Genomic DNA, 26757 nt, shown 5'->3' with positions numbered 1-26757 from the left:
GGAAAAGCGCCTTTTTCCCTGGTCGAGAAGTAGAGACTATTTTTCCATTGACTTTTGTGGGCCAGCAAATAGATTTAACCTAAATTTGATAATGAACATAATTCTATTGAGAGCATCATAAATTCAATGCCTCAATACTGTGCACTTTCAAATAAGCTTCATTAAACAACAATCAGTATTAACCAAATAGCAATTAAGCATATCACGCAGCATTATCTCACTGCGCTCTATATTGCAGTTATAACACATATAAACAATTGAATATTACGTTATGATTCTAGCTTTGCTTCATCTAATGACATTATGCAAGCATACACAACTATACCTTTAAATATAATCCGCATATAGAAGTGCCACGTAAAGACTATAGCGCAATCTAACAGAGAGTTAACAAACAAGAAACCCTAAAAAGTTATAAGGTGGGATAAACCCTTTAATAATTAACTGATATTCAAAAGTGAGATTATCTTTTAGTATGTGCCATGCTTCACTCTCCAATTACATATGTAAGCAATATCATACATATAAATTTGTGCTTACTTAGTGCCTACTCGCAAACAAGATATGCCTATCTCTCCCCCTATTTTCAAAGCTAAACCCAGTTACACCCTGCTCAATAAAACACGTCAAATATAGAAAATGACACTATGACCATGATAACCTCTGGTTTGAATAGGCATGAAATAGCCCTGCATTTAGTGGGGCTTAGCTTTATAAAAGGAGGCAATTAGCCGATGGCAAAAAGTGTTCTGGATAGATTCAAAATTCGTAAAGGAAAAGTCTTTGAGGCACCGCTAGAGGAGGCCTTTGGCCGCCTGGTTACACCTTTTGAAGAATTTATCCATCGCCAAAGCAGCAGTGGTATCTTACTGATGCTCTCTGCAATGGTTGCACTGATTGTTGCCAACTCCCCCCTACAGGATGCTTACAAGCACCTGCTGCACATGCCAGTCAGCATTGGCACTGGTGACTGGGAGCTTTCTCTATCATTACACCATTGGATTAATGATGGCCTAATGGCCATCTTCTTTTTCTTGGTAGGGTTAGAGCTTAAGCGTGAATTTTTAGTTGGGGAACTTTCAGATCTACGCCAAGCAGTCCTTCCCGTAATGGCAGCGGTTGGCGGCATGGTAGTTCCAGCCTTGATTTATAGCTCCCTAAACAGTGGCGACATCGCAGAACGCGGTTGGGGCATCCCTATGGCTACTGATATCGCTTTTGCCGTGGGCTGTATAGCATTACTAGGAAACAGAGTACCAAGGGCTGTAGTAACTTTTCTGGTAGCCCTAGCCATTGTAGATGACCTAGGAGCAATTCTTGTAATTGCTATTTGGTATACAGAGCAAGTGAACACTACCGCTTTAATGGCCTCAGGATTTCTAATTGCAATCATGGGCTTACTCAATGCCGCCGGGGTTCGCCGCTCTTCTGCCTACGTCTTTACCGGTATTTTGCTCTGGTACGGACTTTACAAGGCAGGCGTTCATGCCACTCTAGCAGGCGTAATTACGGCAATGGCACTACCTGCTAAGCCAAAGTATGATCCCGTAGCGTTCAGCACCTTTGTTAAAGATATTATCCGCAGCTTCGATCGATACTTTCGCCCCGGTGATAAGATCATTGCAAACGATGCCCTCCATGCACGTGTAATGGCCTTGGGTAACGGTGTAAATCTAGCCCAGTCCCCCCTACAGCGTATGGAAACCCGTTTACATATCCCTGTGGGCTTTATAGTAATTCCAATTTTCGCACTGGCTAATGCGGGCATCCCTTTCGATAGCTTTAGTAGTTCAGCAGCGGTTCTCAACCCAGTAACACTTGGTGTCATTAGCGGCTTGGTTGTTGGCAAGCTAATTGGCATTGTAGGCGCAACTTGGATTGGCTGGAAACTTGGCTGGGGCAAGCTACCCAAGGATGCAAGCTTTCATCATATCGTAGGTGTCGCATTACTCGCCGGCATTGGCTTTACTATGTCTATCTTTATAGCCGAGCTGGCATTTAGCTCCCAATACGAACTTCTGGTGCAGGCGAAAGCCGGTATCCTACTAGCTTCTGTAATCGCAGGAGTTGCCGGCTTCCTAATTCTACGCAATGCACCTATCTCTGCAGAGCAAGAGGATGAATTCAAGGAAGCTGAGAACTCAAATTCTGGACTGCCGCCTCATTCCGTCTCGTAGAAGGGCAGATTTGTGGTAGGCCTAAAATTTCCGCTTTAAATCGCACAAACGGAGCCGAGTAACTATAATCAATAGTTACTCGGCTAAGATTTACTCACGTAACAATTACTTAGATAACAGCACCGGCTAGGTTTGGTATCGAATAACTCAACTAACAACAAAAAATAAGTTCAGCATCAATTAAATCCGCACCAAAGTTACATCACAATGAGCATAATTTACGATACTATTTGCCGTAGAGCCTATTAGAGAGCTTATACCTTTCTTAGAGTGAGTCCCGAGCACGATTAAATCTACACTTCTTTTTTCAGCTTCCTTGCAAATCACCTCGTAGGGCTTCCCTACTTTCAGGAGTCTATTTTTCTTAGAGATACCGAAATCTGAAACTATCTCCTCAAACTTCGGAATAGCATCCTCTTTAAGCTCTCGCTGATAATCCTTAGGCAAAAAACTGTAGGGAAGCACATTTAATACGATTAACTTACTTTCATGCTGCCTTGAAAGCTCTACAGCTCTAGAAAGCACCAAGCGCCCTTCTTTGGAAGCCTCTATAGCGCAAAGAATTGTTTTATACATCTAACCCCCTCCCCTTATTATGATAACTAAACACTACTAGAAACAGCCGATCAACACAAAACGCCAACTACTAGATTCATTATCACACAGAAATCCTCTCCCATGCGTCCACCTAAAACACAAATACACCAGTTTACAAAACATCCTTTTCAGCATAAGTCTCGAATTATCACTCCGCTCTCGCCTCAATACTCCCAATAATACCATCAGGCACAAATACCTTCAGCGAACCTGGCACTACCAATCTCCTGCCTGACCTCCTCTAGAGAGCTTACCGGCTCATGGGGGGTATGTTTTTCGCCTGTCCGCCGGAACGGCATAGTCCTGCCAAATCTCATAGCTAGAAGCAGTGGCTTACCTATATATTAATTAATAGCTCACTTACAGCCGACTAACTCCTATTACACTTGCCAAGCGTATCAACTGTCATAGGAGAAAGGATTTACTTGATCTTTTCAACGGACACCTCTAATACGCAGTTTATCGCTTAAGAGAATACCCGTCGTTAGTGGGTTGGACCACTGCACAGCCGGCCGGCCTCTTCGTACAGTTTCACATCAGCGACTCAAAGACCACCTCACTGAGATGGTCTTTGAGTCGCACCCTTCAATGGAAATGGCACTGTTCAACCCCTTTAACTTATCTGCCTCCCCCCTCAACGAGTTCGAGTGAAATCGACTTCAAGAGTAAATATGCGAAAATATTTGACGCTATCAAAGGCAATTTATTCAATTACCTCCCTACGAGAAAAATAACTCAACAATTTTCTTTTGATAAGTGAAAACTTTCTATTTTTCTGTAGTTCACTTTCAAGCTCCTTGATCTTCAAGCCTCGCTCTGCTTTTTCTTTGTAGGTTTGTTGAAGCTTTGCGTTTATTTCTGATTTTTCTTTGTAGGTTTGCTGAAGCTTTGCGTTTATTTTCTGCTCACCTCTCTTGCTTTTACTTGCCTCTCTAGACATGCTTTGGGTGTGAAAAAGTGATATTTGCTCAATCAAATTTCTGTTAAAGGGAGTAGATTTACTTTTTGGGGTAACTTCATTCTGCAAGTTGTTAAACAACATCTCCCATTCAGATAGCAAATTTAGCTTTTCGTATTTGGAAAAACTATCTTTCAACAAAGCGCTATTTTTGTTCCAATGCTCTTCGTCACTTAGTAGTTTGCAAATTTTTTCGGCAGCCCCCTTTGCATCCAACTGGGGAACTCGCTCCCATCCCTTTAGTATTTTGTAATACTCGAGCCATGGGAGGTCATACATTACAGTGGGCAGTCCAAGACTGGCACTCTCAAACAAGGTTAATGGAAAACCCTCATAAATAGACGTCATTAAGAAAACAGATGAACTTGAATAGTACATGCCAACATCTTTGCTATAGCCAACTATGTTTATATTTCTATCCAAGTTTTTTTGAGATATTAAGTCTCTTAAATTTTTGATAGCACTTTCTTCACCATCGCCAACAATATTACAAATGGCGTCCGGGTGAACTTTCACCACGTGCTCCATTATAGATACTGCCTCTAAGGGCTTTTTTTCGTCCGAAATTCTAGCAAGCCAAAGGATTCTCTTCCTGTCTGAAACAAATTTTGCGCTTGTTTCATTAAGCTTGTGGATGGGGTTAAAAATAAGGTAAGTATTTTTATTGAAGTTGGACCAAATAATTTCATCATATTCTGTTAATGCAACCACACCATCTGAAATAGAGTAGGAGTTAAATATCTCGCTAACTTTGTTGTTCACCCTAAATATCATAGCGAAAAAATTATGAGTATGATTTATGTAGGCCGGCCGCTTTGGGTGGGACTTAATTGTTAACATATCCCAAAGATTTGCGGAGCTCACCCAAGCAGAGTTAAGTACAATGTCAACGTTATATTTATCGATAATACTTACCCAAGCTTCAGCTCGCTTTGCATAACTTTCTTTTTTGGGGAATAAGTTTACATCTGGAATTACTTCTCTATTCACTCGCGGAGAGATATAGAATTCATCGCTGGCTTGAGGCTGATCAGTGACTAAAACCACATTATACTTATAATCCTGATTTATTTTTGCATCCGCAAACAAATTGCACAAATGCGCCACCACTCTTTGAGCCCCCCCTCCCCGCACGGAATGATAGTAAAGTACAATAGTTTCTGTTTTTCTCGGTATATGTTCAAGTTCCGCAAAGCCCTTAAAATATGAGGATATTTCACCTCTATTAAACCACTTATTTCTCGCCAAAGCTGCTATTATGAAGTGATATCCCTTATCCCAAACTGCATTCATCTCAAGAAGACCGGAATGCTTTTCATCTGGCGATAGATTAGTAAACCATCTTTCGACTTGCTCATTAATAAAGTTGTTTTCAATTTTATTGAAAACAGATTCGTATTCTTCAGTAATGCCACTGTTTTCAGGATTAATACTCTTCCTGATCTCGTTTAGTACCAATACAGATTGACAGTGCAGTTTAAAGTTATCTATATTCATGGTCGGTTTGCCTGTCATTCCCAGACCAAACCGATAATGATATAGCTTATCATCCACCCCGGAGTAGCTACTAGCGTGCTTCAAAATAAAGAAAAATGCGTATAGATCGTTTGCTTTGGGAAAATAGCCATCTGAAACTTCTGAGAAGGCTTTGCGACAAATGGCTCCATTATAAATTTTATTCCATAAATTAATGCTGAATTTCTTTTCCAAAAAACATTCTTGCATCAAGTTGCTTGAAATAAACTCTTCAGTGAATGGTCGTACCATTCTCTGATTTGAATCTATTCTAGATTGAGGTAAATTGCCGCAATTCTCAATAAAGGTCCCAAATTGCAGAATATCAGTACCATTTTCCGTTATTGTATTGTAAGCGATTTCGCATGCCGTTGGTTCGATATAATCATCTGCATCAACAAACATTATATATTCACCAGAAGATGAGAGAACGCCATCCTTTCTACATTGAGAAGCAGAAAGATTTTTATCGTGTTTAATGGCTGTGATGATGTCTGGGTACTTTCTTACATATTCATCCAAAATTTCAACACTGTTGTCTTCGGACTTGTCATCAACACATATTATCTCGATATCTGATATTGTCTGATTCAGTATGCTATCAAGGCAGTGTTGGAGATGTTCTGAGTTATTGTAGATAGGAATAACTATTGAAACTTTTCTAGGCACTATTCTCTCGCTATGTACGTACACTATATCTTTTATAAACTTGGCCGGCATCTCAAGGATTAAGGAGTGAGTGCCGGCGACCCTTCCCAGCTCATCTTTGACTATGGAGTTCACCCGAGTGCCGAGCTGTATCTTTATGTCTCCAAAGTCAGCTTGAGGCGCCTATTTTCGCCCATTCTAATACCCCAAAGCAACTTTGGGCCTGGGCGACAAAATTATCACGAGCCTTCAGGGGCTGGAGAGGCCTATGTGCGATTTCTTGAGAGATAGCTCATCGCAGTTAGGTACTTGATACAGGCTTTATCATAAAACCCATCAAAAGGTTCACGTCATGTAGAAGTCAAATAAGAGCTTCCCCTAACAATCGGGAGTAAACGGCTTGACATTTGGCATGTGGTTGAATAGCGCTTAAAGCTTGTCAGGGCACTTACTGCCATGAGAATGGCTTGCTATATGGCAAAAGATTAGGCGTGCCAGAGAACCCCCTATCAGCCCAAGGTGGCAGGGGTTGCTGGATGGTGAGTTTTTACATTGAGGTATCAAAACTTTGACCAATCTTAAAGATATGGTAAAATTTATAACCGGCAATTGTAATGGTTATTTCTAAAAGCTTAGCCGGGATTATCTCTGTGAGGCCTTTGATGATGCGGCTCCCCGGATTATGTTGTTGTTTTACCTAGTGAGACTCACTACTCTGCGCCCTGCTTTTTCTTCGGTTAGCATGGTATTGCAGTGGAACTGGTGATGAGGACAGCCGTACCCATATGACTATCAATAATGAAACTCCAATCTGAGCCTTAGATCGTGCAAGTTAATAAGGCATCACACCTCTAACGTTATTCACGTTGTGTTGAAAACCAAGTCAGCATGTGAAGCCGCCCTTGGGTAAGTCGGGAGATAATCCGTCTAGATTGTCAAAGACTGTAGATAATGCTTTTGATTATCTTGTTGACATTGACCTCTATAACCACGAAGCAGAACGAAGCATGAATGGTAGAAGCCTGAACACGCAAAGAATCGTACCAGACAACATAGACTATCCAGTACTGGCAGTCCCCCGGTGAAACTTTGCGGCGGTAATGAGGCTGTAGCTTCCTCCTTGGTCTCCTCGCCTTATGCTGATAAAATGGGGCATAGCTAGGAGCCCGACGAAAATTTGAGTGCTCTTCAAGATTGAAGAGATCATAGATTTGCCTAATGGCTTTGATTCGTTGGTCAAACGATCTTACTCTGATACGCCGGTAACTCGTTGAGGATTACCATGATTCCCGGCAATAGTGGAGGAGCGAGCTGGATTCCGATACTTCAAAGGTAGGTCTCTTTAGTGCCCTAGAATAACCTAGGTTGCGATGAGGTCCTTATAGATTACTCCTGCAGTAAAGATCTGTGTACTTCACGCCCCGCACGAAGCTTCCACTTAGAGCAATTTACAGATAAGTGAACATTCGCATATCCGAGTGATAATCTTGCCGCTATTTTATCGGCAAGCATAGATTGATTAGTCTACTAGCACATACGCATAGGGTGATAGCTAAGCAGCTCCACTCACTGTTGATGTAACTCTGGTCTCCACCCTCATTGGTATTCTCATGAAAAGCCATCCCACTGCGTACTATGCCAATCAGCAAAGTCGAATGGGGGGTAGCTTTCCGAAGAGAGCAGTCTTCCACTGCTGAGGCGGGTATTCAGTGTTCGGTTGTACTTGAAAAGGGTCTGACAGGGGCTTCTTCGGCGTACTCTGTGATTATCGTAGTTGAGGTCATTTAACGACCTTGGACTCCAGCTGTACGACGCGTTGTATGTCCGAAAAGCTTGCCCTGCTTGTTGGACAATCAAGGGAGCTGACTTTAACAGGCAGTGAGCGTCAAGCCAGACAAATACACAGAGGCATATCAGGCTTCATCAGGTGCCAAGCTTCATGAGCAGAGAGAGGCCGTGAAATAGATCGCTAAATAGCTATGATGAATGCCGATACGCCGATACAATTAAAGGTGTGGCGCCTTGAAGGATAGTATGCGAGCTCAGAGGAGCTTAACGCTGACAGCAAGTTGGCATTGCTTTGCAGATGCGTAAAATGTGCAGCAATTGGTAATTTGAGGATGCTTCGTTCGAACATCTGATAATTGTGATGTTACTTTAGTAGTGGTCGATTAATACATGAACAATATGAACCCACCAATTCACAACTATTTCAATGATAGCCCGTTTTTAAACTTTGTAGCTAAAAATTTCCATGGAAACTGGACACACTCAGATATTCCTCTTTACGCTGCCAAAGTGAGAAGTGCTGGGTTAGTGTCAGAATCTGGTTTTTGTGTCCCTAGACGTTTAGCGACCTTCGAATCGATCGAAGATTTACGGAATGCTGAAAGTAGCCTTCCTGAAAGTTTTGTACTGAAATATAGTGATGCGCACTCAGGTATAGGAATAGACATTCTGAAGTCTATAGACCAAGGGAATACCAAATGTCGTATGTACAGGGATATCCTAAAGAAAAAAAATGTTAGCTGGAATGAGATTTGCAATAATCAAGAGGTCGTTTCAGAAAGGATAAGTAGAGATGGTTCCGTATGGTACATAGAAGAGAAGATTGAGAGTGGAAGCATCGATGTAGATATACCTTTCGATTACAAGTTTTATTGCTTTAACGGGCAGGTAGGCGCTATTGTTCAAATAGATAGAAATGTAAATCCACCACGGGTTGTTATATTTGATGGCAATTTTTTCCCCTATAACTATCAAGTAGATTACAGGCTCGATGAGGTTAGATGGAGGCAGGGGAAACCACTGATACCCTTTAGGGCGGGCGAGCTGATTGAATGTGCCGAGAAGTTATCCAAAATCCCTAACACTCCGTTTGTGAGTGTAGACCTTTATGACGGTAAAAAAGGTCCTGTTTTTGGTGAGTTTACGTTTTCTCCAGGTGCTACGCAGACGAAAATGGTAGTTTTCTCCGGAGAAAGGCTTAATAACTTTGACAGAATGTTTAATGGTGAAATGCTATCAAAGAATGTTAATAATGTAGGAGTCTTGAACGTTGACAAATTAAGGGCTTTACAATCTGATGTGGGCTCTTTAAGGGCGGATGATTATAGGGCTTTGGCAACAGCATACTATTTAGGGGACAAAAGGTCAGCTCTACCTATATCTAAGTTACTTGAGAGTACAAATAGTGACTTATTAAATTATGTGTCGCTAATTTGGAGTTTTCTTGCATCTCAAGATGGTGATGGGGAGGTTAACGAGCGAATCGCGCGTCAGATTTTTGAGAGCCCTGTGTTTGAAAATGATTCTATACAACACTATTTGGACAAAGCAGAGGCTTTTTACAAACCTTACGTGGGGAAACATAATTGGTTCACTTTGCGTTTAGGGCGCCTACTTCGAAAGAAGAGTGATCATAATCAGAAGGTTATCGGTGAAGCACTCATTAGAGGGCTCGTTGAACTTGAATATGGGCCCGCCGTGAGAGAGCTAGCAAATATAGATAATGAAGACCCTGAAAATTTGGCAAAAAAATAGTTGATTGATTTCAATGATGTTCAGATCACGTTATTGCGCTGTGAGCTTCTATAAACGGCTGAGAAAATACGGTGGCCTGGGTGTATCGACTCTTTCTCAGGTGGAGCCTACGGAAAATGAGTTTCTCACCAGCTAAAAAAATGTATGCCGAGCTGTCGCTGCGAAATGAGTTTTTGAAAGAAGCGCCTGTTAAAAGAGAGCAAGCTATCTGAGCGTAATGAGGTAGCTGTTTTTACCGTCGAAATAAACGTGGTTTTATTCGTAGTTAATGTGAGTTGTGCAACCCGGATGGACGCAAATAATCCTAGCTAAAATCCGGGGGAGACAATCCGGGCTACGGATGATTTGCAGTAGTTCAGGCTTAAATCTGACAATCAGCAACCACCCGCATAACGGGTGGTATGGTGAAAGGCCCCGAGCTAGTTACAACCCCGCTAGTTGAATCTGCTCTTGCCGGCGTTCTTCGACCTCTTGATTCTTGATGTACTCTCGAATCATCTCCTCATCAAGCCCCACTGTACTCACGCAGTAACCCTGAGCCCAAAAGTGTCTTCCTGTGAAATTTCTCTGTACATGCTTGTACTTCCGAAATATCTAAATCGCAGGCTTCCCTTTCAGAAACCCAACCGTATTGGAAACACTAAACTTCGGAGGAATCATTAACAGCATATGAATGTGATCCCTCATTGCGTACCCCTCGACTAACTCAATGCCCTTTTGACGACATAAGTCTCGGAATATTGCTCCAATCTCCCGCCTCAATGTCCCAAATAACGCTTTCTTTCGATACTTGGGCACAAATACCACGTGGTACCTGCAATAATGTTCACGTGAGCTTGGCACTGCCAATCTCGCATATGGCCTCCTTCTAGAACTTGCCCGTTCATGGAGGCCATATTTTTACTCTGCACGCCGGAAGGGCTGAGCCTTGTCAAGTCTCACCGCCAGAGGCAGTGGTTTACCTGTGTGTTAATTACCGGCTTTCTTAAAAGGCCCTTTTTTACCCATCGCCAAGTACTTGCTGGAGAAGGTTTCAGTTTTGGCAAGAGCAAGGCGCTTGGCTGGGGGCTTGGCGAAAATTTCTCGGACAGTTCGATCGAAGATCCAAGCTTAACTGGGTAAGAAGTTTTTCGGATGGCAGCTTTGCCCCTGCAAGAAAAGGGGAGCAGAACCAAGCGGGGCAAGGGTACAAAGTGGATGGTGGTGGTCGATGTCGAGGATATTCCATTGGGAAGCACCGTTACTTCGACGTCACCAGAAGAAGTAAATTTATTACATTCACTTCTCGATGCTACCTATAAAAATACAAAAATTCAGAACCTAGTATACGACAAAGCTGTAAATTCTGCCCCCTTATGCTATGGCTTAGCCCGCCGTAAAATTGACCTGATTTGCCCTCACCGTAAGAATAGAAAATAACCTTTTAAACAAGATGATAGAAAACTTAGAAGGTATGTACGACGCTTGAAAGTTGAGAGAATTTTTACATGGCCAGGAAACTACCGTCGCTTGGCCATCAAGTGGGATCATTACTTATCCCTAGATTCCCATAACAACCGACACACTTGGCAATAGCGAGAGAGGCCAGCTGGCTGTAGGCTAGTAAGCTTCCACACAAACAAGCCAGGAACCTCATGGGAACCCTTACCAACCAGCTGACCTTAAAAGAACGATATCAGATTGAGGCCCTTAATGGGCAGAGCTATTCAGCTCGAGCCATTGCACAACGCCTCCATAGATCCAATAAGAGCATCTCTCGCGAGCTTGGTCGTTACAGCCCCTACTGTGCCGAGAGTGCCCATCGTCAGGTACTGCAACGGCGGCACGGAGCTCTTAAGAACACCAAGCTCGACTTTGCCATGCAGGTACAAATCGACCTCCAACTAAAAAATGCAAGCCCTGAACAAATCGCTGGGCGAATGCGGCTTGAACGGTGTACGAAAGCGGTTAGCTGTTCAACAATTTACCGCTGGATCCGTCGACTTAACTGAGGGTCACGTCTGCCAAGGAAAGCCAAACCTTATCGTAAACGGGCAAGTTCTGAGGCAGGCGTAAAGCTTATTCCAGAGCGCATAGATATTGATGAAAGGCCTGCGATTGTCGATGAAAACTCTGAGATTGGTCACTGGGAAGGCGATACAGTTTATCGTCAAGATGGCTATCTGGTGACACTGGTTGAGCGAGTCTCCAAATTATTGCTCACTCGCAGAGTCCCAAATAAGAGCAAGAAAATAGTGGGGCGGGCAATAAAGCAGATGCTGAAGCCATATCAGGCCATCTGCAAAACCATCACCTTCGATAATGGCGGGGAATTCGCAGGTCATCAATCGATTGCGCAGAAGCTAGGGTGCAGAATATATTTTGCAAAACCTTACCACTCCCGGGAGCGTGGGCTGAACGAAAACACTAATGGTCTCTTGAGGCGCTTCTTCCCGAAAGGAGTGGAAATTGGCAAGATACCAAAAAGCCGTATTGATGATGCAGTGTTTCGAATCAATATTCGCCCCAGGAAGGTGTTAAATTATTTGAGCCCACTGGAATTGTTGGTGGGTAAACGTGTGTCACTTATGTTGGCAATCTAGGACCTAGTGCAGTTCCTCACTCTCGCATTCATAGAAACGGCTGCTACATGTGGTTAAGGGAGAAATTCGACACACTTACCATGCAGCCTGAGGAGCTAAATCCAGAGGGTGTAGAGAATCTCCTAAGAGGTATCGAATATGACCTCAAATTCTCATCATTTCCGCACTATGTTATGTTACCGGCCGACGAACTTAGACGCATAGGAAAAGCATGAGTATCTATAAAGTATCTGAAAACGACAGCGACTTTATGAAACCCTACTTCGAGCCTACTGCGGTACTTAAAAGTGAGTGGGTATGAAGTTCCTTTTCAATACAGTTCCTAAGTCCTACAGTGAAGAGTAGGAACCATTAGAGCTGAGTATCAAGGCTTGCGATTCTGCCCCGGTCATTCCAATGATTTCTCGCTAGTAAAACTATCTTGTATTGCATGAAGCTGCTTACAACGCTCTCGAAGGTACACTAGGTTCTTTCAGCGAGTTTCTTCCTTGCACCTACAAGGGGCCAATTTTTACCTATTTAATCCACTAACTATTGCCGAAAATCTTAATGCAGTAGTGCCCGGATCGGTTATTCGAGATAACCATCTAATCTCAGCTATTGAGTTCGATGAAGTAAAGCTGAAAGGGGTTCCGATATTCAGGGTGAAAGAGTCCAATGTAAGTATCTATTGCACCGAAGTCTTCAAAGAAATGGTCGAAGCGTCATCGCTTGATGGTTTGCTCTTCAGTAAGAATCTAACTCAGTATTAATTGAATAGCCCCTGCCATATGGATGGGCCCTCTTTCCTACAAGTATAATACAGTTAAAATCCGATCATGTAACCTCGACACTTTAAATTATTATCCTAGCACGTAGGCACTGAGTACCTCCTTTAGAAGCTGCGCTGAGCCCAACACCCCCGACTACTTCAAAGTATTGCAATTAGGCTGCTCAATAGAGAGCAGCCCAGAAATATTGTTAGAGCAAGGAATACCATATGCTTTCAGAAAGAAATTCCTATTGGGGCACATTAAGAAATGTCGGATATGTCTGGAAATTTACCAGCAAGCACGAAGAGGAATAAATAATGGATATATGGGAATTTGTTCAGGATACTCACTCTACAGAGCGTACAAGAAGGCAGATATTGAACGATATTATCTTATCTTCAGGAAAGGTTTACAAAACTCCATTTGCCATTTGTTCTGTACTGTTTGGTGTAAGCTTGACCCGTTATTTCATAACGATACCTATGAGCTCCGCACCTATAAAAAAAGCTTTAAATATAAATGGGCTCTGGGTATTTTTAACTTTGCTTTCCGAATTTTTATCAACAATCGTTCTTCTGCTTGCAAGAAAAAAGTATTTAGCGAGGATACAATCAGACTTTGGGTATAGTGAAAAGTCTCTGAAAAAGTTTGATAACGGGAAACTTCGATATCTAAAATTCAAATCAAAACTAAGGACACAAAAAGTTGGCAAGGAAGATATTGAGAATATAAAGGATACCCTAGAAGCATGTGAAAATTTAGCTGAGTTGCCAGGAACATATGCTAAAATTCTAGCTAAATATATAGCTGCATTAATGATTGCCTTACTTGTAACTATCGCAAAGACCATGCCAGCTGGCTCAGCACTTTTTACAGTGATTTGTCTCGGTACTTTTAGTTACCTCATTTATCAAATAGCAGCTATAGTGCCAGCCCTCTTTGAGCGAGTGAAAGAGTTAAGATACACCTTAACAGAGTATCAGGCTGAACTGACCCCCAGTCCAATCTCCTCCACTCCCACTAGAAAGGAGCTATTTCCTAAGAGCAAAGAAGAGTTAGAGTGAACTACTAATGCCTATATCCAAGAGGGTAACTTAGCCCTCCAATAAAGCTAGAATCTGGGCTGACTCCTTAAGTAAGAAGTTCAGCCCATACTTCTCCACTATTGCCATAAAGCTCTGCACATAGATAGCCTGTACTGGCTCATGGGGTGGCATCCATTCGTCTGGGCCTTTGTCGCCCTTGCTCCGGTTCCGGCTGTCATCAACTAGCCAAAGGTTCTCTAGGTCTTCAGCAAACTGCCTCTTCAGCTCTACAGTCCAATTGGCATCGCCGTACTCTTCTCAGGCTTCGACTTCGAGCCAGCCAGCCAGCCAAGGCAGCAGATAGTAGAATAGGCAGCAAAAGGCGCATGACGACCCCTCCTTGTTGTTTTGACGGATCGTTCAGGAGGTGTTTTTGGGGGCAAATACAGGCTGTTACTCTCAATGAACTATTGAAGGGGCTATTTAAACCGGTTAAGCCAAATAGCCCCAAGCCATAGAATTGAGCAGTTAAAAAAGAAGGAGCCTGATTTAATCCAAAGTATTGGCTATCGCACCATAAACTTGAGCTTTTGTAGCAGCATTGGGGTATAGGTTTGAATCAAAGCTGCTCCAAATCCGATATATACTTTTTAACTCCGCATCGTATTTAGATAATTTAACCCAAGCTCCTTGATTCCTACCTACAATTATATTGCCCACTGCGCTACCATCAACATTATCATTAAAGACATGCCCAAGCACCTCATTACGAGTTTCCCCGTTCCATATATTATATTTGACAGCGTTAGCCAGCCTAGACAAATCTTGTAGCTCAAAAACAAAATTCTGCTGGTAGCTTGCTATAATAAAATTGACTGTATCACCAGCATGACTTACATCAATAGTGCCGTCCACGGGTAATTTTTCTGAGCTACAGTCAGCTATAGGGTTCATATAACAGCGTATATCATATGCATTGCCGTGCAACTCTAACGAATCCTTTAACTGTCTACCTTTTACCTCAATGAAGTTTTTATATTCCTTTTTCCGAGATTCACTGAGTGATGCTTGATATAAAGAAAGTGCTATCATACCCACACGCCCTACAAAGTGAGTAACTCTAATATTACTCAGTCTCCCTTTGTATTTTTCGCTTTTCTCCCATTTATCCCAGACATGAGTCTCAACAAAATTGACCAAATTTTCAGCATCTGATTTCATCAGCGGATCACTAGATAAAGCAGGATCGGTTAATACCCTAGCTGCAACAATGGCAATCCCCATAGCCGCTCGCCATTCATAGTGACCATGGCTGTAACCTTGTGGAATAAGATCACTACTCCAATCAAAATAACCATCACCATCGAAATCGTACCCATTATTCTGGTATGCTAAGCTTATATCTAGTGCATGTCGTATTAATTTTTTATCTCCTGTGGCCTGGTACATTTCAACTAAACCGTCTATTGCAGGCATATTGGAATACATAGGAATTACACTATTAGTAATAGTGTCTTTAAAAGACTCTGGCTTAAGCTTTAATAGCTGATCATAGTAGTAGTCTTTACTCAGTAGATCTACCACATTATAAAGTGCAGTTTGAGTCACACTTCCACTTGGTCCAGTACAGATAATAGTAGAGCTTCCTAAGCCAACCCTCTTTGGTATGTTTTCCCATGAACCACTCAAATCTAAATTTGTTCCAGATGAATTGTGGCATTCTGATGCATAATTAGAGGACCAAGTTCCTAAAGTATATTCACCGATAAAAATTTCTCTGGGAGTATAAGAAAAGTTTAGAGTCGGCTCAGGATAGGGTAATACTGTATAAAGAGCAGTTTTGGTGACACTCCCTCCCGGACCAGTACATGTAATTGTCGATGATCTAAGACCAACTGAAATAGGTGTATTTGTCCAAGAACCGACTAGAGAGAGCTTAGTGCCAGATGAATTATGGCACTCTGTAGCATTAGATGAGCTCCAGCGCCCTACCGTAGATTCTCCAATAATAAACTCACTCGGAAAGTAATTAAAATCGAGGCCCGGGGGAGCAACCTGCTCTCCCGCAAAGCCCAGCTCGTGCTTAGCTCCATCTTCCAACCTGCTAGGAAAGGGCCCACCTAGATCAATTTTTGTATTTATGGTTTCTGCCTGAACCAATGTCGATGCACAGATTAATGTGATACTACCGATAGAATTTTTTAACACAGCTCTGTACTGAGGATACTTATTAGCCAGTTTTTTCAAAATCACATTCCATTAAATACAATATGAGACACAACAACATTTCGGACAGTTTTTTATAACTCAGCCCTTATAAAGCAAGGCCTTTGGGTTGATAAAGGGATGGCTAGGACACAAGGGCACCCCAGCCTGCCGATAGTTTAAAACTTAGCCCACACTTTTAGTGAAATACAGACTGTCTTTCACCCGAACGCCGGTACTTGGATCCGTGACATACCAGGTTAACTCGCAATCTCCGGCCTCAAACCACTCTAGTATCGTTAGATAGTTTCGAGTGTAGTCCTTCGCCTCAGAATAATTTAACACAACATCCCGTGATTTATGAGTGGGATAATTATCCCCGTTGGGAAGAGTGAGTACACTCCACTGCTCAAATGTAACCAATGATTTCGAAGAGTCTAAATTACGAATACTCGCATCATAATTGACTCTTCCTCCGTAGAAAGAACTGAAAATTCAGCAGATTCATCAAGCACGATCACCAACTGAGTGTCAGAGGTATTACCTTCAATAACCAACTCAAAGTCCCAAAAATCTACATAACCACCGGACACATTAAATGTAAACTTACCTTCTCCATCGAGAAAATTTTTCGCTAATATGCTATTTTCACCTTCACATATACTGATATTTCCCATCTGTGGCACTAGATTTGGATTTTCCGGAGTTGGGTCATCAGTGGAATAAACAATGCCTATCCCAAACCTTATACCCATAGATACAAAGCCGGGCACAGGCTCACCTTTTACACCCAAAATTGACGAGGAGGCATATCCTTCTTTAGCTTCAGTTTTAATACAAACTTCTTCAATGCTATCGAATCGATAGCCAACATCTAAATCCACCTCGTACTCAATTCCATCTTCCATCCTGAAAGGGAACGGCTCACCCAGATCTATTTTTCTTACTGATTGTGCCTGCCTGAGCCAATGCCGATGTGCAGATTAAAGTGATACCACCAATAGATTTTTTCAACACAGCCTTATGCAGAGGGGAATTTGCAGTCAGTTTTTTCAAAATTAAAATCCATTACATACATTATGAAACACAACTTACTTCGAACAGTTTTCTTGAGTCAAATCCTGATAAGATAAGGTCTATATCTTTGTAAATCTACAGACCCCAGAATTACCGACCTAAAACTGTTCGAAGCATTGTATTTCACCCTTTCCTGCCCCACCAAAATTTTTTCCCCTTTAGACGTACCAACTAAATACAAAAACTAAATTACCTGGCTATCCCAGTAAATATTATTTAACGCCCCCAACATCTGCGTAAGCACCCCAGCCAAATCGTTGCTTGTACTGCCCGTAATCACCGGCAAGGTCGCGGGGCGGTTACCAATTTGCCAGCCGCTTTATTCAGGGCCACTTTTGCGGGGAAAAATTGCCAGTAGCCTGGGTCTGCGACATAGAGGGCGAGCTGGCCGTCTTTGCCGGCCCAAACGCCAGTGCCGGTAGCGACTAGGTAGCGATCACCATCGCTGGCAGAGCCCGGTGGATCGTTCTGTATGGCCAGCATTTCCAGCTGTAGCAGTGTGTCTGCGGTATCCAGTGCTTGGTTTAGGCTGACGGCGGGGTCTAGGGTGCCTTCCTGGGCGTAGGGGATACCGTTGTTAGGTGTGTTGCTCATGGGGTTTGGTTCCTGCTTATACGCTGATCTGTGCGGCCGGGCCTGGGCCGGTGATGCTGTTTAGCGGGCTGACCTGAATAGTTACTGGGTCTGCAATGGTGATTGTGGTGGCGGTGGTGTCTGTGCTTTGGGCATTCACCGTTACCCTTTAGCTAGTGAAGTATTGCGATTGGTCGTAAGTAGCGCGGCCACCGAGGCGCCTACTCCGAGCCATTGAATTACCAGCTGGCCATTTGCGCGGTGCGCATTGAGATTGGCCGGTGCTGGCTCGGCATGGCTGGCCCCATTGAAAGTGCCGCTGGTGGTTGTCTCTTTGCCGCTGCCAACACTGGTGGCGCGGAAGGTGAGTGTCTGGCCGAGGTTGTAGCGCTCGGTGGGAATGTAATTCAGGGTGTTGCGCTCGAGTAAAACAAAGCACGTGCCCGCCGGGTGATTGGCTGACGTGGTGCCAAGGCGCCCACGCAAGAAGTAACCGATCTCCCACAAGCCGGGGCTGATTTCTTCGGCCTCGCCAAAGCTGGCGATTTCATCGCCGATCAGTGCCCTATTCTGGCGGTTGAGCAGATCCGAGAAGGTGCAGTTTTCCAGCGCGTCGCTGGTATCGTACAGGCGCTGTTGCTGCCGGCAATCAGGACGTAATAGCCCAGCTGGCTGTCGTCACCGCTGGTCAGTATGGGCGCGTCGAAAATTCGATAGTGGTAAAGCCCAGCACCAGTGGCACCGGGGCCGGCGGTGCCATAGGAGCTACGCCGAAGGCCTGAGATTGATAGGCGCTTTTGCGGTCGTGGATCAGTTTGTACTTCTGCTCTCCGTTATCCAGGGATACGGCAGCGATCCCCACTGAACAGCACCACATCGCCGGGGTGAGCTTAATTATCCGGCAGGGTAATTTCAAACTCGCCGCGCTGCTCTTCGATCATCACCTTATACGTAATCACGGTGATCTGTGCGGCCTGGTCGGCCTCCAGTACCAGCTGGGTCTCTATATTTTTCTCGCCCTCGCCGCGAGTATCGATGCTACGATCACAGGTCTGCTTACAAGTATCGATACCACCATCAGCGTCGTAATAGTTTAGGTTGAGCACCCGCACAATCTCCTCGGGGGAGCGGCGGGTTTTCTCGTCGTCGCTATCGCCGATCAAATCTTTTTCATCGATGGTCATCACCGGTTCGGCGCCGCGCGGGGTAAATACCAATGAATCACCGCAATTGACCGGGTCAAAAAAGAACGCCTTGGCCAACTCCTGAATATGCTCGAACTTGGGGGCTTCGTTGCTGACCTGCATCCCCCGAGACATACCCCTCCAGCAGGGTGGTATCGAATTTGCCAAACGGCAGGCCGGCGCGCTCGCAGATCTTTGCAACCACGGCATCGAGGGGATAAGGCATAGGATTTTATTCGGGGTTTTATTCAGGGCTTTTGAGTAAAAACTGCAAGCGGAATTGCCGATTCATACCAATTTTTACCAGGCAGGGGCTATTCACATTGCTAGCCGGTAAATACTCATTGCTATAGCGGTCGCGCTGTTGGCAGTAATCCAGGTTGCCACTTTTTAAATAGGCAAAAATCACATCGCTAGCGCCGGTCTGGGGGCAGTGCTTATCGTCCAGGGAGACTCTCAGGGTAACAAAGCCCGCAACGGTTATTGTTGCCTGGGTGCCCAGGCTGCTGTCATACCAGTACAGTTTGGCCGTGCCGGCTTCCACATAGGCAATCACCGGGCGCATATTCTGGTCAAACGCCAGTCTGACCTCGGTGATATTGGCTCCGGTGATCACCGTGCTGGCCCGCACCTGCAGGGAATCCAATACGATGGCTTTGCCATCCTCCATGACCCGCGCCCAGCTGTGGGTTAGGGTAAGGTTGAGCATAATGGTTACCCGGCCGTTCACCGGCTTCGCTATTTTCCGCTGATAGGAAAAAGCACCGAATACATATTTTTTACCAGCTGGTAGCTCTCGCTATTGCCGCTGCCAAAGCCAATCACTTCCCGCTCCGCTTCAAGATCGCTGGCGTCTTTAAAACGAAAACCAATCAGGGCACCCATGCAGGCATGATGAGCAGCGGCCACGATTTGATGATCCGCATAATCCAGATTTTTAAACAGCACCGAGTAACGGCCCAGCGGGCGCTCCCATTCGGCATTGCGGCGCTCTACTCCGCTGCGTAATTCTTTAATATCGGTTTTATAGCGGTGGTCGTATCCGGAGCCGTAGGCCACTTTTTCCAGCAGGCGACTTTCATTAAACATTAAGATCCCAGCCTCCTGCGGTTAATCCGTTGTTTGCGTTCGCTCTCGCGGGCAAGCTGCGTGGAAGTCGATTATTTACCTTGCCATCAACACGAATATTCTGCGTCATGAAAACCGGGCGGCGGTAATCATCCCAGGCGCTGCCACATTCCGGGCACGTATACACTGCGGTTTCTGGTTGGTGCAGGCCGAACACCGGATGCGGTGTACCGCCTTCTTTTTCCAGCCAGCTGACGTTTTCTCAATCCAGTACATGAGACTCACCGCAGTCGTGACAGGTCACCGGCAGCACGCGCATGGTGTCAAGTTTGGTGTAGTGCTCCACCTGGGAAAGGTCTGCAACGGCCGGTGTGCCAATTTCTTATTGCGCATGCGCTTGAGGCGTTCCCGCAGGTGGCGAATGAAATCGCCCTGATCGCCAACGTCTTTGTTGGTATCGTCCGGCTCCTCCACATAGCCCCGACGGGCTGTGGTGGATTTCACATTGGAGATGGAGTTGGAGCCAATGGTGCGCACCTCACCACCGGGGAATTTCTTCCGCGTTGAGCGGCTACCGCCTTTGCGACTGGTGGTGACATCGATCACCCGATTAACAGCTGGTGACCCCTCGATAATCGGCACCAGCTTTTCATCCATAAACAGCCGGCCTTTTTCATCCTTGGGAAACAGCATCAGGATGTGGGCCAGGTCGGTGACGGCGACCTTGCAGATATCCGTGGCCAGCAATACCGTCCAGCCGATCTGCGCGGCCTTCTGCATCACCACCATCCACGACAGTGGATTATCCAGTGCGTGCATGACACCCCAGAAAATCATTGCGGTAATAACCAGCGTTATCGCTATTTTCCGACGGCAGTTTGATATTGTCCGGCAACCACTCGATCAGCGGGATTTTAGGCTGCGGTATCCAGGCCTGGCGTACTTCCTCCACCAGCCTCTTCAGATTCAATCTCGTAACTGCCAATAGCTTTGAGGGCAGCGTCAATGTTTGGCTGTAGGGGTTCGCGATCGATGGTAATGGCATGCTGGCTCTCGATAGCAATAACGATGCTTTCCACCGCTCCTAAAAATTCATTCTTGCCAATGGTGGACCACTCCACCATCGCTTTACGTACGGACTCAATATCGACAATCAGCTGATCCTGCTTGTACAGCTCGCGCATCTTCAGCTGTGCATTCGCCTCAGATTCAACTGCCTGCGCCATATCGCGGCGGTTGCGGGCCTCATTCGCCTGGCGGCCAGCGGCCTCGGTTCGCAGACGCTCGCAATATTCATGAAGCCAAACTCTGAAGCTGGCACCTACAGTAAAAAGCCCTGCTTTGTAGTGTTTGGCAATAGCCGGTTGAGTAGCGCCAACCAAGCGAGCAAAGCCCAATTGAGTGGCCTGATCATCAAGAGAGATATCACCAGCCAAGGTATAACCCCCTAGGAAATTTCAGATATCTGTTAAAAAAGCGGGGTCCGAATCACCCGTGTGTTGGCCCCTTCAGGAAGACCCGTTCAACGTCTTTTTGCGGTCGCAATTGCATGGTCCATGGCCTTATCCAGTTCAATCGGCAGATGACGCCGCGCTATGCCTTCAGCAATACGGAGAAAAGGGAATCGCTTGCGGTAGTCAGGTTTTCCCTTGAGGAAAATCAGGGTGGGCTTAACCGTTGGCCGGCGTTTGCCGCCTGCCCTCTTCCAAACGCCTAAGACACCATCCAACTTTGCCAACGAAATATTTACCGTTTTTACCCTGCGCACTACCTGCCCCACTTGTAGAGCCAGGGTTACCCCGCAATTCAGCCAGGATTTTTTTATAGGTTCCGACCGAGATATTTCCATGCTTGTTTAATCTCGCCGCCTTGCCATGCACCACATACATACCAGCAGTGAACACCCATATGCCAAAGGGCTCGCTCAAAGCACTTGTCGTTCCGGTTCACATCCATGACCGACGGGGCCAGGTATTTCCGGGTGCAGTACCGTTGGAAACCTGATCACGGATAAAGACTTTGGCAATACCTGAACGCTTCGTGGCTTTCTTTACCAATACGGAGTTCAGCGTTAACTTTACTGGGTTTGTAAATACACGCCCTATAGCTGCACCCTCTTCTCCCCGGATTCGTAACGCCACAGTATTGAGTACCACAGAACTAGCATAAGGTAATTGCTTTTTTAATTCAGCAGATGCTTGATCAAACTTTGAAGTATCCAGCTTTACACTAACGCCCATCGTCCCCGCCCTGCAGCTTCTAGCGCTTGTGGTTGTGGTTGTGGTTGTGGTTGTGGTTGTAATACCAATTAATCATTAAACCTGCTGCAGCTATCAGCACACCAGCAAAGCCAAGCCAGTTGTTTGCGAGCCAACCCGCGAAAGCTCCAGCACCAATAGCAGTCGTATAGCCAGCCTTATCCGCTATTTCTCTCAGAGCATCCTGAAGTGTTATGACTGCTTCCAGGCAATAGTTGCCTTCTCAACGCTGCGCCCCACTACATAACCACCGAGGCCGATTTTTACTATTTCCAGAAGGGCGAGAGTCTGGTTCTCGCTGAGGTTTAGCGCTGTCCACCCCAACCAATGAAAGACGGTCAGCCCCACGAACGTAAGCATTGTTACTGGCCGCCAGTTTCTTTGTAGCCATGACTCTCTTCCAGCTTCTGCAGTGATTACCTGGGTAGCCACTCTCAACTCCTTCAGGTCCATTGAGATTAACTTTGAATCCACCTGCGCCTTTAAGCGGTTGGCTTCTGTCTTACCTGGGAATGCCTTACGTAAAAAAACCGGCTCAGTGGCCGGTTTATATGGTTAGGTACCTGCTAGAGACAACAATCGTAAGGTAGCTTATTTATACTCCCAAAACGCAGAAGTACCAAAAAGGTGTCAGCCCAAAATAATAAAGAAGTGGTCGGTTGTGCTTAGTCTTATTAGCTGCTGATGCTTTGCAGATTTGATAAAAAGTCATTTTCCTGGTCTGTGTTTTCAAATGATGATTTAGGAATAATGTTAAAAATCAAATCTGACTGATAAAGCATGATAATCCGCTTGCTTTCTCGCCACTTGACATAGTCTGACCATTTGATTTTTACTATCCCTCTTTCGTTAATTGCGTTAATGCCCTCACGATCCCATTCGAATTGAGCTGGAAGATTTAAGCTCTTTTGCTGCCGATAAATTTTATTACACTTGTAGCGCAGATAGACCAAATAATAGCCAAAATACCAAAGTAGCCAGCCAGAGGCACAACCAACGGCGATTGATAATTCAACGTTTAAAGCACTATATAAAAAATAGGCAAGCCATACTGTTAAAAGCGTAATGATAAAAAATTTGCTTACACTAAGCTTCTGATGAACCCATTGGGAATGATAGTAATCATCGGGTGTTATCTTAACTTCGATTTTATTCATACTTATTGCTAACATTTATATACTGATGATCTTGACCACTATTATCCTGATCACTGCCTCGGAAGCAATTCCGCGTCAGTTTTCCAAAGTAATCTTTCAAATCAGACTGCCGGACAAATTTTATACACTTCAGCGGGACGGCTAGTAACTTAAGACTGTAGGGCGGGTACGCTCGCCCGGCATTGATTCAAGGTCATCCAGGTGAAGGAATCACCTTTTGAATGCCCCCTTTTGCCATACCCCTATAACGGTGAAACCTTCCTCCTGGGTGATTTTAATTAACCGGTAGGCCCTGCCTGACGCCACCTGAACATCAATAGCCTGCCCGGTGGTATGGGTCATGGTGGCGTTTAATCGAGCGTTATGAACTGGGCAGCGGTAACCGGAGTTAATAATCATCGGCTTGCCAAAGCGCTCTCTAACTTGGATCAGGCGCCTGAGCGTTTCATCTTTGAAATAATTTTTGCCACAACAACGACAGGCCAATTCCAACTCTGTGAAATAGTCATTATCAAACATGGAAGCACCAGAAATAAAAAAACCCGCACTGGGCGGGTTAATTTTTATAAAATAAGTGTCGCTACAGAACGATTTTACTAATACTTTTTAACTGATTTAAATAAACAGCGTATCTTAAAGCTTAAATCAAAAATAAGGATGCGATTAAAGCTCGTAAGCTTCCCTCAGCATATCTTTAAGATAAATATGATGTGTTTCAAACTCCATACCTTGCGCGTCTTTAGCTTTAATACTGACAGCTGTTTCATCACCATCAGGCCCAGGCATTGTTGAGACTTCTAGCTTGTATGCCTCAAAAAACTTTGACTCATCGCCGTAGGGTGCGTGAAAATGAAAAACTTCTTTCCCTTCTCCAAGCCACAGCAATTCGATAACAAATGCCATATCACCATTGCTTGAATTTGGATCAACAGCTGGATTATCTTTAAGCGACAACTCAACCTGACTGCCATCAACTGTAAACGATTTGACATCAACAACTTTGCTTGGAGTCGCATCAACTAATTGTCCATGAACAGAAAATAGTCTTTGCTCAAAATTTAGTGAACGCTCTTTCCCAATAAAATTTTCAACTTCAGAGACAAAGCCTTCAATGTGAACCATTGCATTATTTGGATTTCCAGCATTGAAACCATCTACTGCAATATCAAGCTGACGATACACCCAAACATCATCGACGGTAGAATAAAATCTCCAACCTTGATCATCTGCCTTGAAATTACCTATTAACAAACCGGGCGCATGAGGAAAATTAATTTCTAACGAAGTAAGCATTGCGGGTACTGAATGACTCGCTTGATCAACGGTCAAAATCACAGAACTAGCGCCATTCAAATTTAGGCCAGGATACTGTATTTCACCGTTAGATGAATGTAGATCTTGAAGTTCATACTTGAAAGTTTTTGCTTGCGCACCGAAGGCTAATAGAGCCACAGAGACAGCTACTATTTTAATGGTATTTCTAAAAAACATAAAAATTCACTGAAAAATAAATTGAATTAACCGCTCGAGAAGAAAGTTAACCTTATAACACACATCAAAACCCAGCACCTGATCACACTTTTCGAAAAATCTAATCAAAGAATATATAAAGTATGAGTTAAAACCTACAGAAGCTTACCAACGACAGCATAGCTTATTAAATAATAAACACAAAAAACCGGCTTAGGGGCCGGTTTAAGAAAGGATGATCGGTCGCTATACATACAATTCGACAGCTTGCCCAAGATTATTCTTTTGATGGCTAGCTGTCAATAAATACAGTTTTATATATGCACAGAGTAGAAATTAGCGTGCCAGTAAATCCTAAAAGCCTCTAATAGCATCTAGATCACCAGCTCATTCGCAGATATTCGCTTTTTCCGAAATGCCATGTTTCCTAAGAAGCTTTGCATATTCACCTGTAGAACAAAGACGGGCCAGCCCTTTATTGAACTCATCTCTGGTCTTTTCATCCTTAAACGCCATTTTAAATTTCGAAACCGGTAAAAAGACTTTATGAGTATCCACCTCATCCATTGAGTGCCCCTGCTTCATGGAGAAGTGAGCAAAAATACTCTTATCGATAATGGCAATAGAATCTTCGTTCTGCCAGAAATCCCGGACCTGATCTCGTGAATCCTGTATCTCGACATAATTTTTGCTACCTGCCCCTCCAGGTGAGAAAAGGCGCTCAAATTCTGGCCCTAGATCTAGGTGAGCCCCCTTCCAGGCAATGACATGGTGCCCTACAAGGTCGTTCACATTATCTATTTTAATATCTTCACTCTTGCGGCTAATTGCGTAATTAACAAATCCAACATATTTATTTGAGAAAAAATGGCCACCCGTCTCGCCATGCTCATACACATTTGTCTCAGCATCTGCTATGCCATTTTTAATAGCATTTTGAATATCCCCCCAACCCATCTGCAAGAATTTTATTGAATACCCAGGTAATGCCTGCTGGATTATTTCGACTTCGAGCCCGCTCTTCGCGTTATCAGCAACATAAGGAGGTGCATCATTAGCTATAGCGACCTTTAACTCCGACGTATTAGCGAATAAAGGTAACCCAAGCAATAATGGGAACAAGACTAGCAGCTTTAAGGTCTTGTTTCGCATAGTAAAACTCCTTAATAGCAGGGAATTCTTAATACTTAAATAGCAGGTTAGGCCAAAACATAGATACTATGTAAAAATACGATATCGAATACAATCGACTTTAACTGTTAATAAGGTTTAATAATTAAGGCGCCAATGGTCAGAGCAAATTGGTATAATAAAAAATTGTACTTAATTAACTGGAAGGGAAAGGGCCTTTCCTCATCCCTGCTAAAGCCTCTCTCGCATCTTGTAGCCTACTTCTATGCTGGACTCAATGATTTGGCATAGAATCTTAATGCTAGCTACCGATTTTTTTGCCACCTTTGCCACCTCCTGCAACTCCCATCTTCGGAAGTAACGGAGCCAAAATACTGTTAACTCAATTCTGGCATTATCTTGGTTATTGCGCCCCTTTACCGCTCGTAGTTACATACCAACAACTTGATCAGTTTCCTCCGACCCTCCTTCGTTCACGGGTTCTGGATCTCTCGATAATTTGACTTCATATTCCTAGCAAAGGAGGACATACGGGGCCAGGATACTGAATCTCCTGCTCTCTCCGGGAATGATAAGAATGTCCCGGTCGAAGATTCCCACCCCTTGCATAGAGTCGCCATTGGCACGAGCCATGAACGTCGTCGGGCCGCTGGTTATTAAATGATCATCTAGACTGAGGGCTTCTTCTTTGTAGTCGCCTGCCGGTGAGGGGAAGCCGCAGCTGAAGCCGCTGCCGTATAGAGGGGTAAGTTTCACCGTAATGCTAGATACTGCTTATACATGCAGTGTCGAGAGGCTGGGAGCGGTCAGGCAAGGGAGCGCATGACCACAGCGCCA

General features: G+C 44.4%; 27 protein-coding genes and 2 pseudogenes. 6 read left to right on the top strand and 23 right to left on the bottom strand.

Annotation, left to right across the window (positions count from 1 at the left end):
• Window positions 1-734 precede the first annotated feature (734 nt).
• The gene (gene nhaA / locus ACJJIO_RS18380; RefSeq protein ID WP_444909383.1) at window positions 735-2177 is read left to right on the top strand and encodes a Na+/H+ antiporter NhaA; all 1443 of its coding nucleotides are present in this window, start codon (window positions 735-737) and stop codon (window positions 2175-2177) included.
• A gap of 180 nt (window positions 2178-2357) precedes the next feature.
• Here the strand turns inward: nhaA and ACJJIO_RS18375 are convergent, their stop codons facing one another.
• Window positions 2358-2753, bottom strand: coding sequence for a universal stress protein (locus tag ACJJIO_RS18375; protein WP_444909382.1), 396 nt, complete (start codon window positions 2751-2753; stop codon window positions 2358-2360).
• A 724-nt stretch (window positions 2754-3477) separates the two neighbouring features.
• Window positions 3478-5916: a glycosyltransferase gene (locus ACJJIO_RS18370; protein ID WP_444909381.1), complete on the bottom strand. Its 2439-nt coding sequence runs from the start codon at window positions 5914-5916 to the stop codon at window positions 3478-3480.
• 2157 nt (window positions 5917-8073) lie between these two features.
• Here ACJJIO_RS18370 and ACJJIO_RS18365 point away from each other — a divergent pair.
• Window positions 8074-9438 (top strand): ATP-grasp fold amidoligase family protein, encoded by a 1365-nt coding sequence (locus tag ACJJIO_RS18365; RefSeq protein WP_444909380.1) that lies wholly within the window; start codon window positions 8074-8076, stop codon window positions 9436-9438.
• A gap of 423 nt (window positions 9439-9861) precedes the next feature.
• Here ACJJIO_RS18365 and tnpA read toward each other — a convergent pair.
• Window positions 9862-10287 (bottom strand): annotated as a pseudogene (gene tnpA, locus ACJJIO_RS18360) (IS200/IS605 family transposase).
• Between the two features lie 36 nt (window positions 10288-10323).
• On the opposite strand from tnpA, the gene ACJJIO_RS18355 reads away from it, so the two are divergent.
• The 4 genes and pseudogenes from ACJJIO_RS18355 to ACJJIO_RS18340 all read left to right on the top strand — a co-directional run bounded on the left by ACJJIO_RS18355 (window position 10324) and on the right by ACJJIO_RS18340 (window position 13836).
• Window positions 10324-10560 (top strand): hypothetical protein, encoded by a 237-nt coding sequence (locus tag ACJJIO_RS18355; protein ID WP_444909379.1) that lies wholly within the window; start codon window positions 10324-10326, stop codon window positions 10558-10560.
• A 12-nt stretch (window positions 10561-10572) separates the two neighbouring features.
• The gene (locus ACJJIO_RS18350) at window positions 10573-10857 is read left to right on the top strand and encodes a hypothetical protein (RefSeq protein WP_444909378.1); all 285 of its coding nucleotides are present in this window, start codon (window positions 10573-10575) and stop codon (window positions 10855-10857) included.
• Between the two features lie 215 nt (window positions 10858-11072).
• Window positions 11073-12020 (top strand): annotated as a pseudogene (locus tag ACJJIO_RS18345) (IS30 family transposase).
• 1069 nt (window positions 12021-13089) lie between these two features.
• Window positions 13090-13836: a hypothetical protein gene (locus tag ACJJIO_RS18340; RefSeq protein ID WP_444909377.1), complete on the top strand. Its 747-nt coding sequence runs from the start codon at window positions 13090-13092 to the stop codon at window positions 13834-13836.
• Between the two features lie 510 nt (window positions 13837-14346).
• On the opposite strand, the gene ACJJIO_RS18335 is transcribed toward ACJJIO_RS18340, so the two are convergent.
• From ACJJIO_RS18335 to ACJJIO_RS18240, 20 genes are all read right to left on the bottom strand, one after another.
• On the bottom strand, window positions 14347-16044 hold the full coding sequence (locus ACJJIO_RS18335) for a hypothetical protein (RefSeq protein WP_444909376.1): 1698 nt from the start codon (window positions 16042-16044) through the stop codon (window positions 14347-14349).
• 395 nt (window positions 16045-16439) lie between these two features.
• Window positions 16440-16910 (bottom strand): hypothetical protein, encoded by a 471-nt coding sequence (locus ACJJIO_RS18330; RefSeq protein WP_444909375.1) that lies wholly within the window; start codon window positions 16908-16910, stop codon window positions 16440-16442.
• Between the two features lie 445 nt (window positions 16911-17355).
• Window positions 17356-17673 (bottom strand): DUF2793 domain-containing protein, encoded by a 318-nt coding sequence (locus ACJJIO_RS18325; RefSeq protein ID WP_444909374.1) that lies wholly within the window; start codon window positions 17671-17673, stop codon window positions 17356-17358.
• Window positions 17674-17689: 16 nt separating this feature from the next.
• The gene (locus tag ACJJIO_RS18320) at window positions 17690-17812 is read right to left on the bottom strand and encodes a hypothetical protein (protein WP_444909373.1); all 123 of its coding nucleotides are present in this window, start codon (window positions 17810-17812) and stop codon (window positions 17690-17692) included.
• A gap of 2 nt (window positions 17813-17814) precedes the next feature.
• Entirely contained in the window at window positions 17815-18261 is a 447-nt protein-coding gene (locus tag ACJJIO_RS18315; RefSeq protein WP_507014962.1) for a GTA baseplate fiber-binding domain-containing protein, read from the bottom strand.
• Window positions 18262-18340: 79 nt separating this feature from the next.
• Window positions 18341-18514, bottom strand: a complete 174-nt coding sequence (locus ACJJIO_RS18310; protein WP_444909372.1) for a hypothetical protein — start codon at window positions 18512-18514, stop codon at window positions 18341-18343.
• A 28-nt stretch (window positions 18515-18542) separates the two neighbouring features.
• Window positions 18543-18971 carry a phage tail protein gene (locus ACJJIO_RS18305; protein ID WP_444909371.1) on the bottom strand — a complete coding sequence of 143 codons (429 nt, stop codon included), beginning with the start codon at window positions 18969-18971 and terminating at the stop codon, window positions 18543-18545.
• 109 nt (window positions 18972-19080) lie between these two features.
• The gene (locus tag ACJJIO_RS18300) at window positions 19081-19545 is read right to left on the bottom strand and encodes a hypothetical protein (protein WP_444909370.1); all 465 of its coding nucleotides are present in this window, start codon (window positions 19543-19545) and stop codon (window positions 19081-19083) included.
• Between the two features lie 29 nt (window positions 19546-19574).
• Window positions 19575-19925: a DUF2460 domain-containing protein gene (locus ACJJIO_RS18295; RefSeq protein WP_444909369.1), complete on the bottom strand. Its 351-nt coding sequence runs from the start codon at window positions 19923-19925 to the stop codon at window positions 19575-19577.
• A 279-nt stretch (window positions 19926-20204) separates the two neighbouring features.
• Window positions 20205-20723 carry a phage terminase large subunit family protein gene (locus tag ACJJIO_RS18290; RefSeq protein ID WP_444909368.1) on the bottom strand — a complete coding sequence of 173 codons (519 nt, stop codon included), beginning with the start codon at window positions 20721-20723 and terminating at the stop codon, window positions 20205-20207.
• Between the two features lie 95 nt (window positions 20724-20818).
• Window positions 20819-21340 (bottom strand): hypothetical protein, encoded by a 522-nt coding sequence (locus tag ACJJIO_RS18285; protein WP_444909367.1) that lies wholly within the window; start codon window positions 21338-21340, stop codon window positions 20819-20821.
• 86 nt (window positions 21341-21426) lie between these two features.
• Window positions 21427-21753 carry a hypothetical protein gene (locus tag ACJJIO_RS18280; RefSeq protein WP_444909366.1) on the bottom strand — a complete coding sequence of 109 codons (327 nt, stop codon included), beginning with the start codon at window positions 21751-21753 and terminating at the stop codon, window positions 21427-21429.
• 97 nt (window positions 21754-21850) lie between these two features.
• Complete coding sequence (locus ACJJIO_RS18275) at window positions 21851-22144, bottom strand: hypothetical protein (protein ID WP_444909365.1); 294 nt, start codon at window positions 22142-22144, stop codon at window positions 21851-21853.
• 19 nt (window positions 22145-22163) lie between these two features.
• Window positions 22164-22331: a holin gene (locus ACJJIO_RS18270; protein WP_444911013.1), complete on the bottom strand. Its 168-nt coding sequence runs from the start codon at window positions 22329-22331 to the stop codon at window positions 22164-22166.
• A 23-nt stretch (window positions 22332-22354) separates the two neighbouring features.
• Window positions 22355-22594: a hypothetical protein gene (locus tag ACJJIO_RS18265; RefSeq protein ID WP_507014403.1), complete on the bottom strand. Its 240-nt coding sequence runs from the start codon at window positions 22592-22594 to the stop codon at window positions 22355-22357.
• A 242-nt stretch (window positions 22595-22836) separates the two neighbouring features.
• Window positions 22837-23319 (bottom strand): YcxB family protein, encoded by a 483-nt coding sequence (locus tag ACJJIO_RS18260; RefSeq protein WP_444909364.1) that lies wholly within the window; start codon window positions 23317-23319, stop codon window positions 22837-22839.
• A gap of 210 nt (window positions 23320-23529) precedes the next feature.
• Window positions 23530-23838 (bottom strand): D-Ala-D-Ala carboxypeptidase family metallohydrolase, encoded by a 309-nt coding sequence (locus ACJJIO_RS18255; RefSeq protein WP_444884559.1) that lies wholly within the window; start codon window positions 23836-23838, stop codon window positions 23530-23532.
• Window positions 23839-23982: 144 nt separating this feature from the next.
• A complete protein-coding gene (locus ACJJIO_RS18250; protein WP_444909363.1) occupies window positions 23983-24810 on the bottom strand; it encodes a hypothetical protein in 828 nt (275 codons plus the stop codon).
• Window positions 24811-25176: 366 nt separating this feature from the next.
• Window positions 25177-25941 (bottom strand): substrate-binding periplasmic protein, encoded by a 765-nt coding sequence (locus ACJJIO_RS18245; RefSeq protein ID WP_444909362.1) that lies wholly within the window; start codon window positions 25939-25941, stop codon window positions 25177-25179.
• A gap of 492 nt (window positions 25942-26433) precedes the next feature.
• Window positions 26434-26676 (bottom strand): LexA family protein, encoded by a 243-nt coding sequence (locus ACJJIO_RS18240; protein WP_444909361.1) that lies wholly within the window; start codon window positions 26674-26676, stop codon window positions 26434-26436.
• Window positions 26677-26757: the final 81 nt, after the last annotated feature.

Source organism: Microbulbifer mixtoriginis (SeqCode) (genome assembly GCF_052467235.1).
The sequence above is the reverse complement of the archived record's forward strand: the minus strand, read 5'-3'. Positions and strand labels throughout refer to the sequence as shown.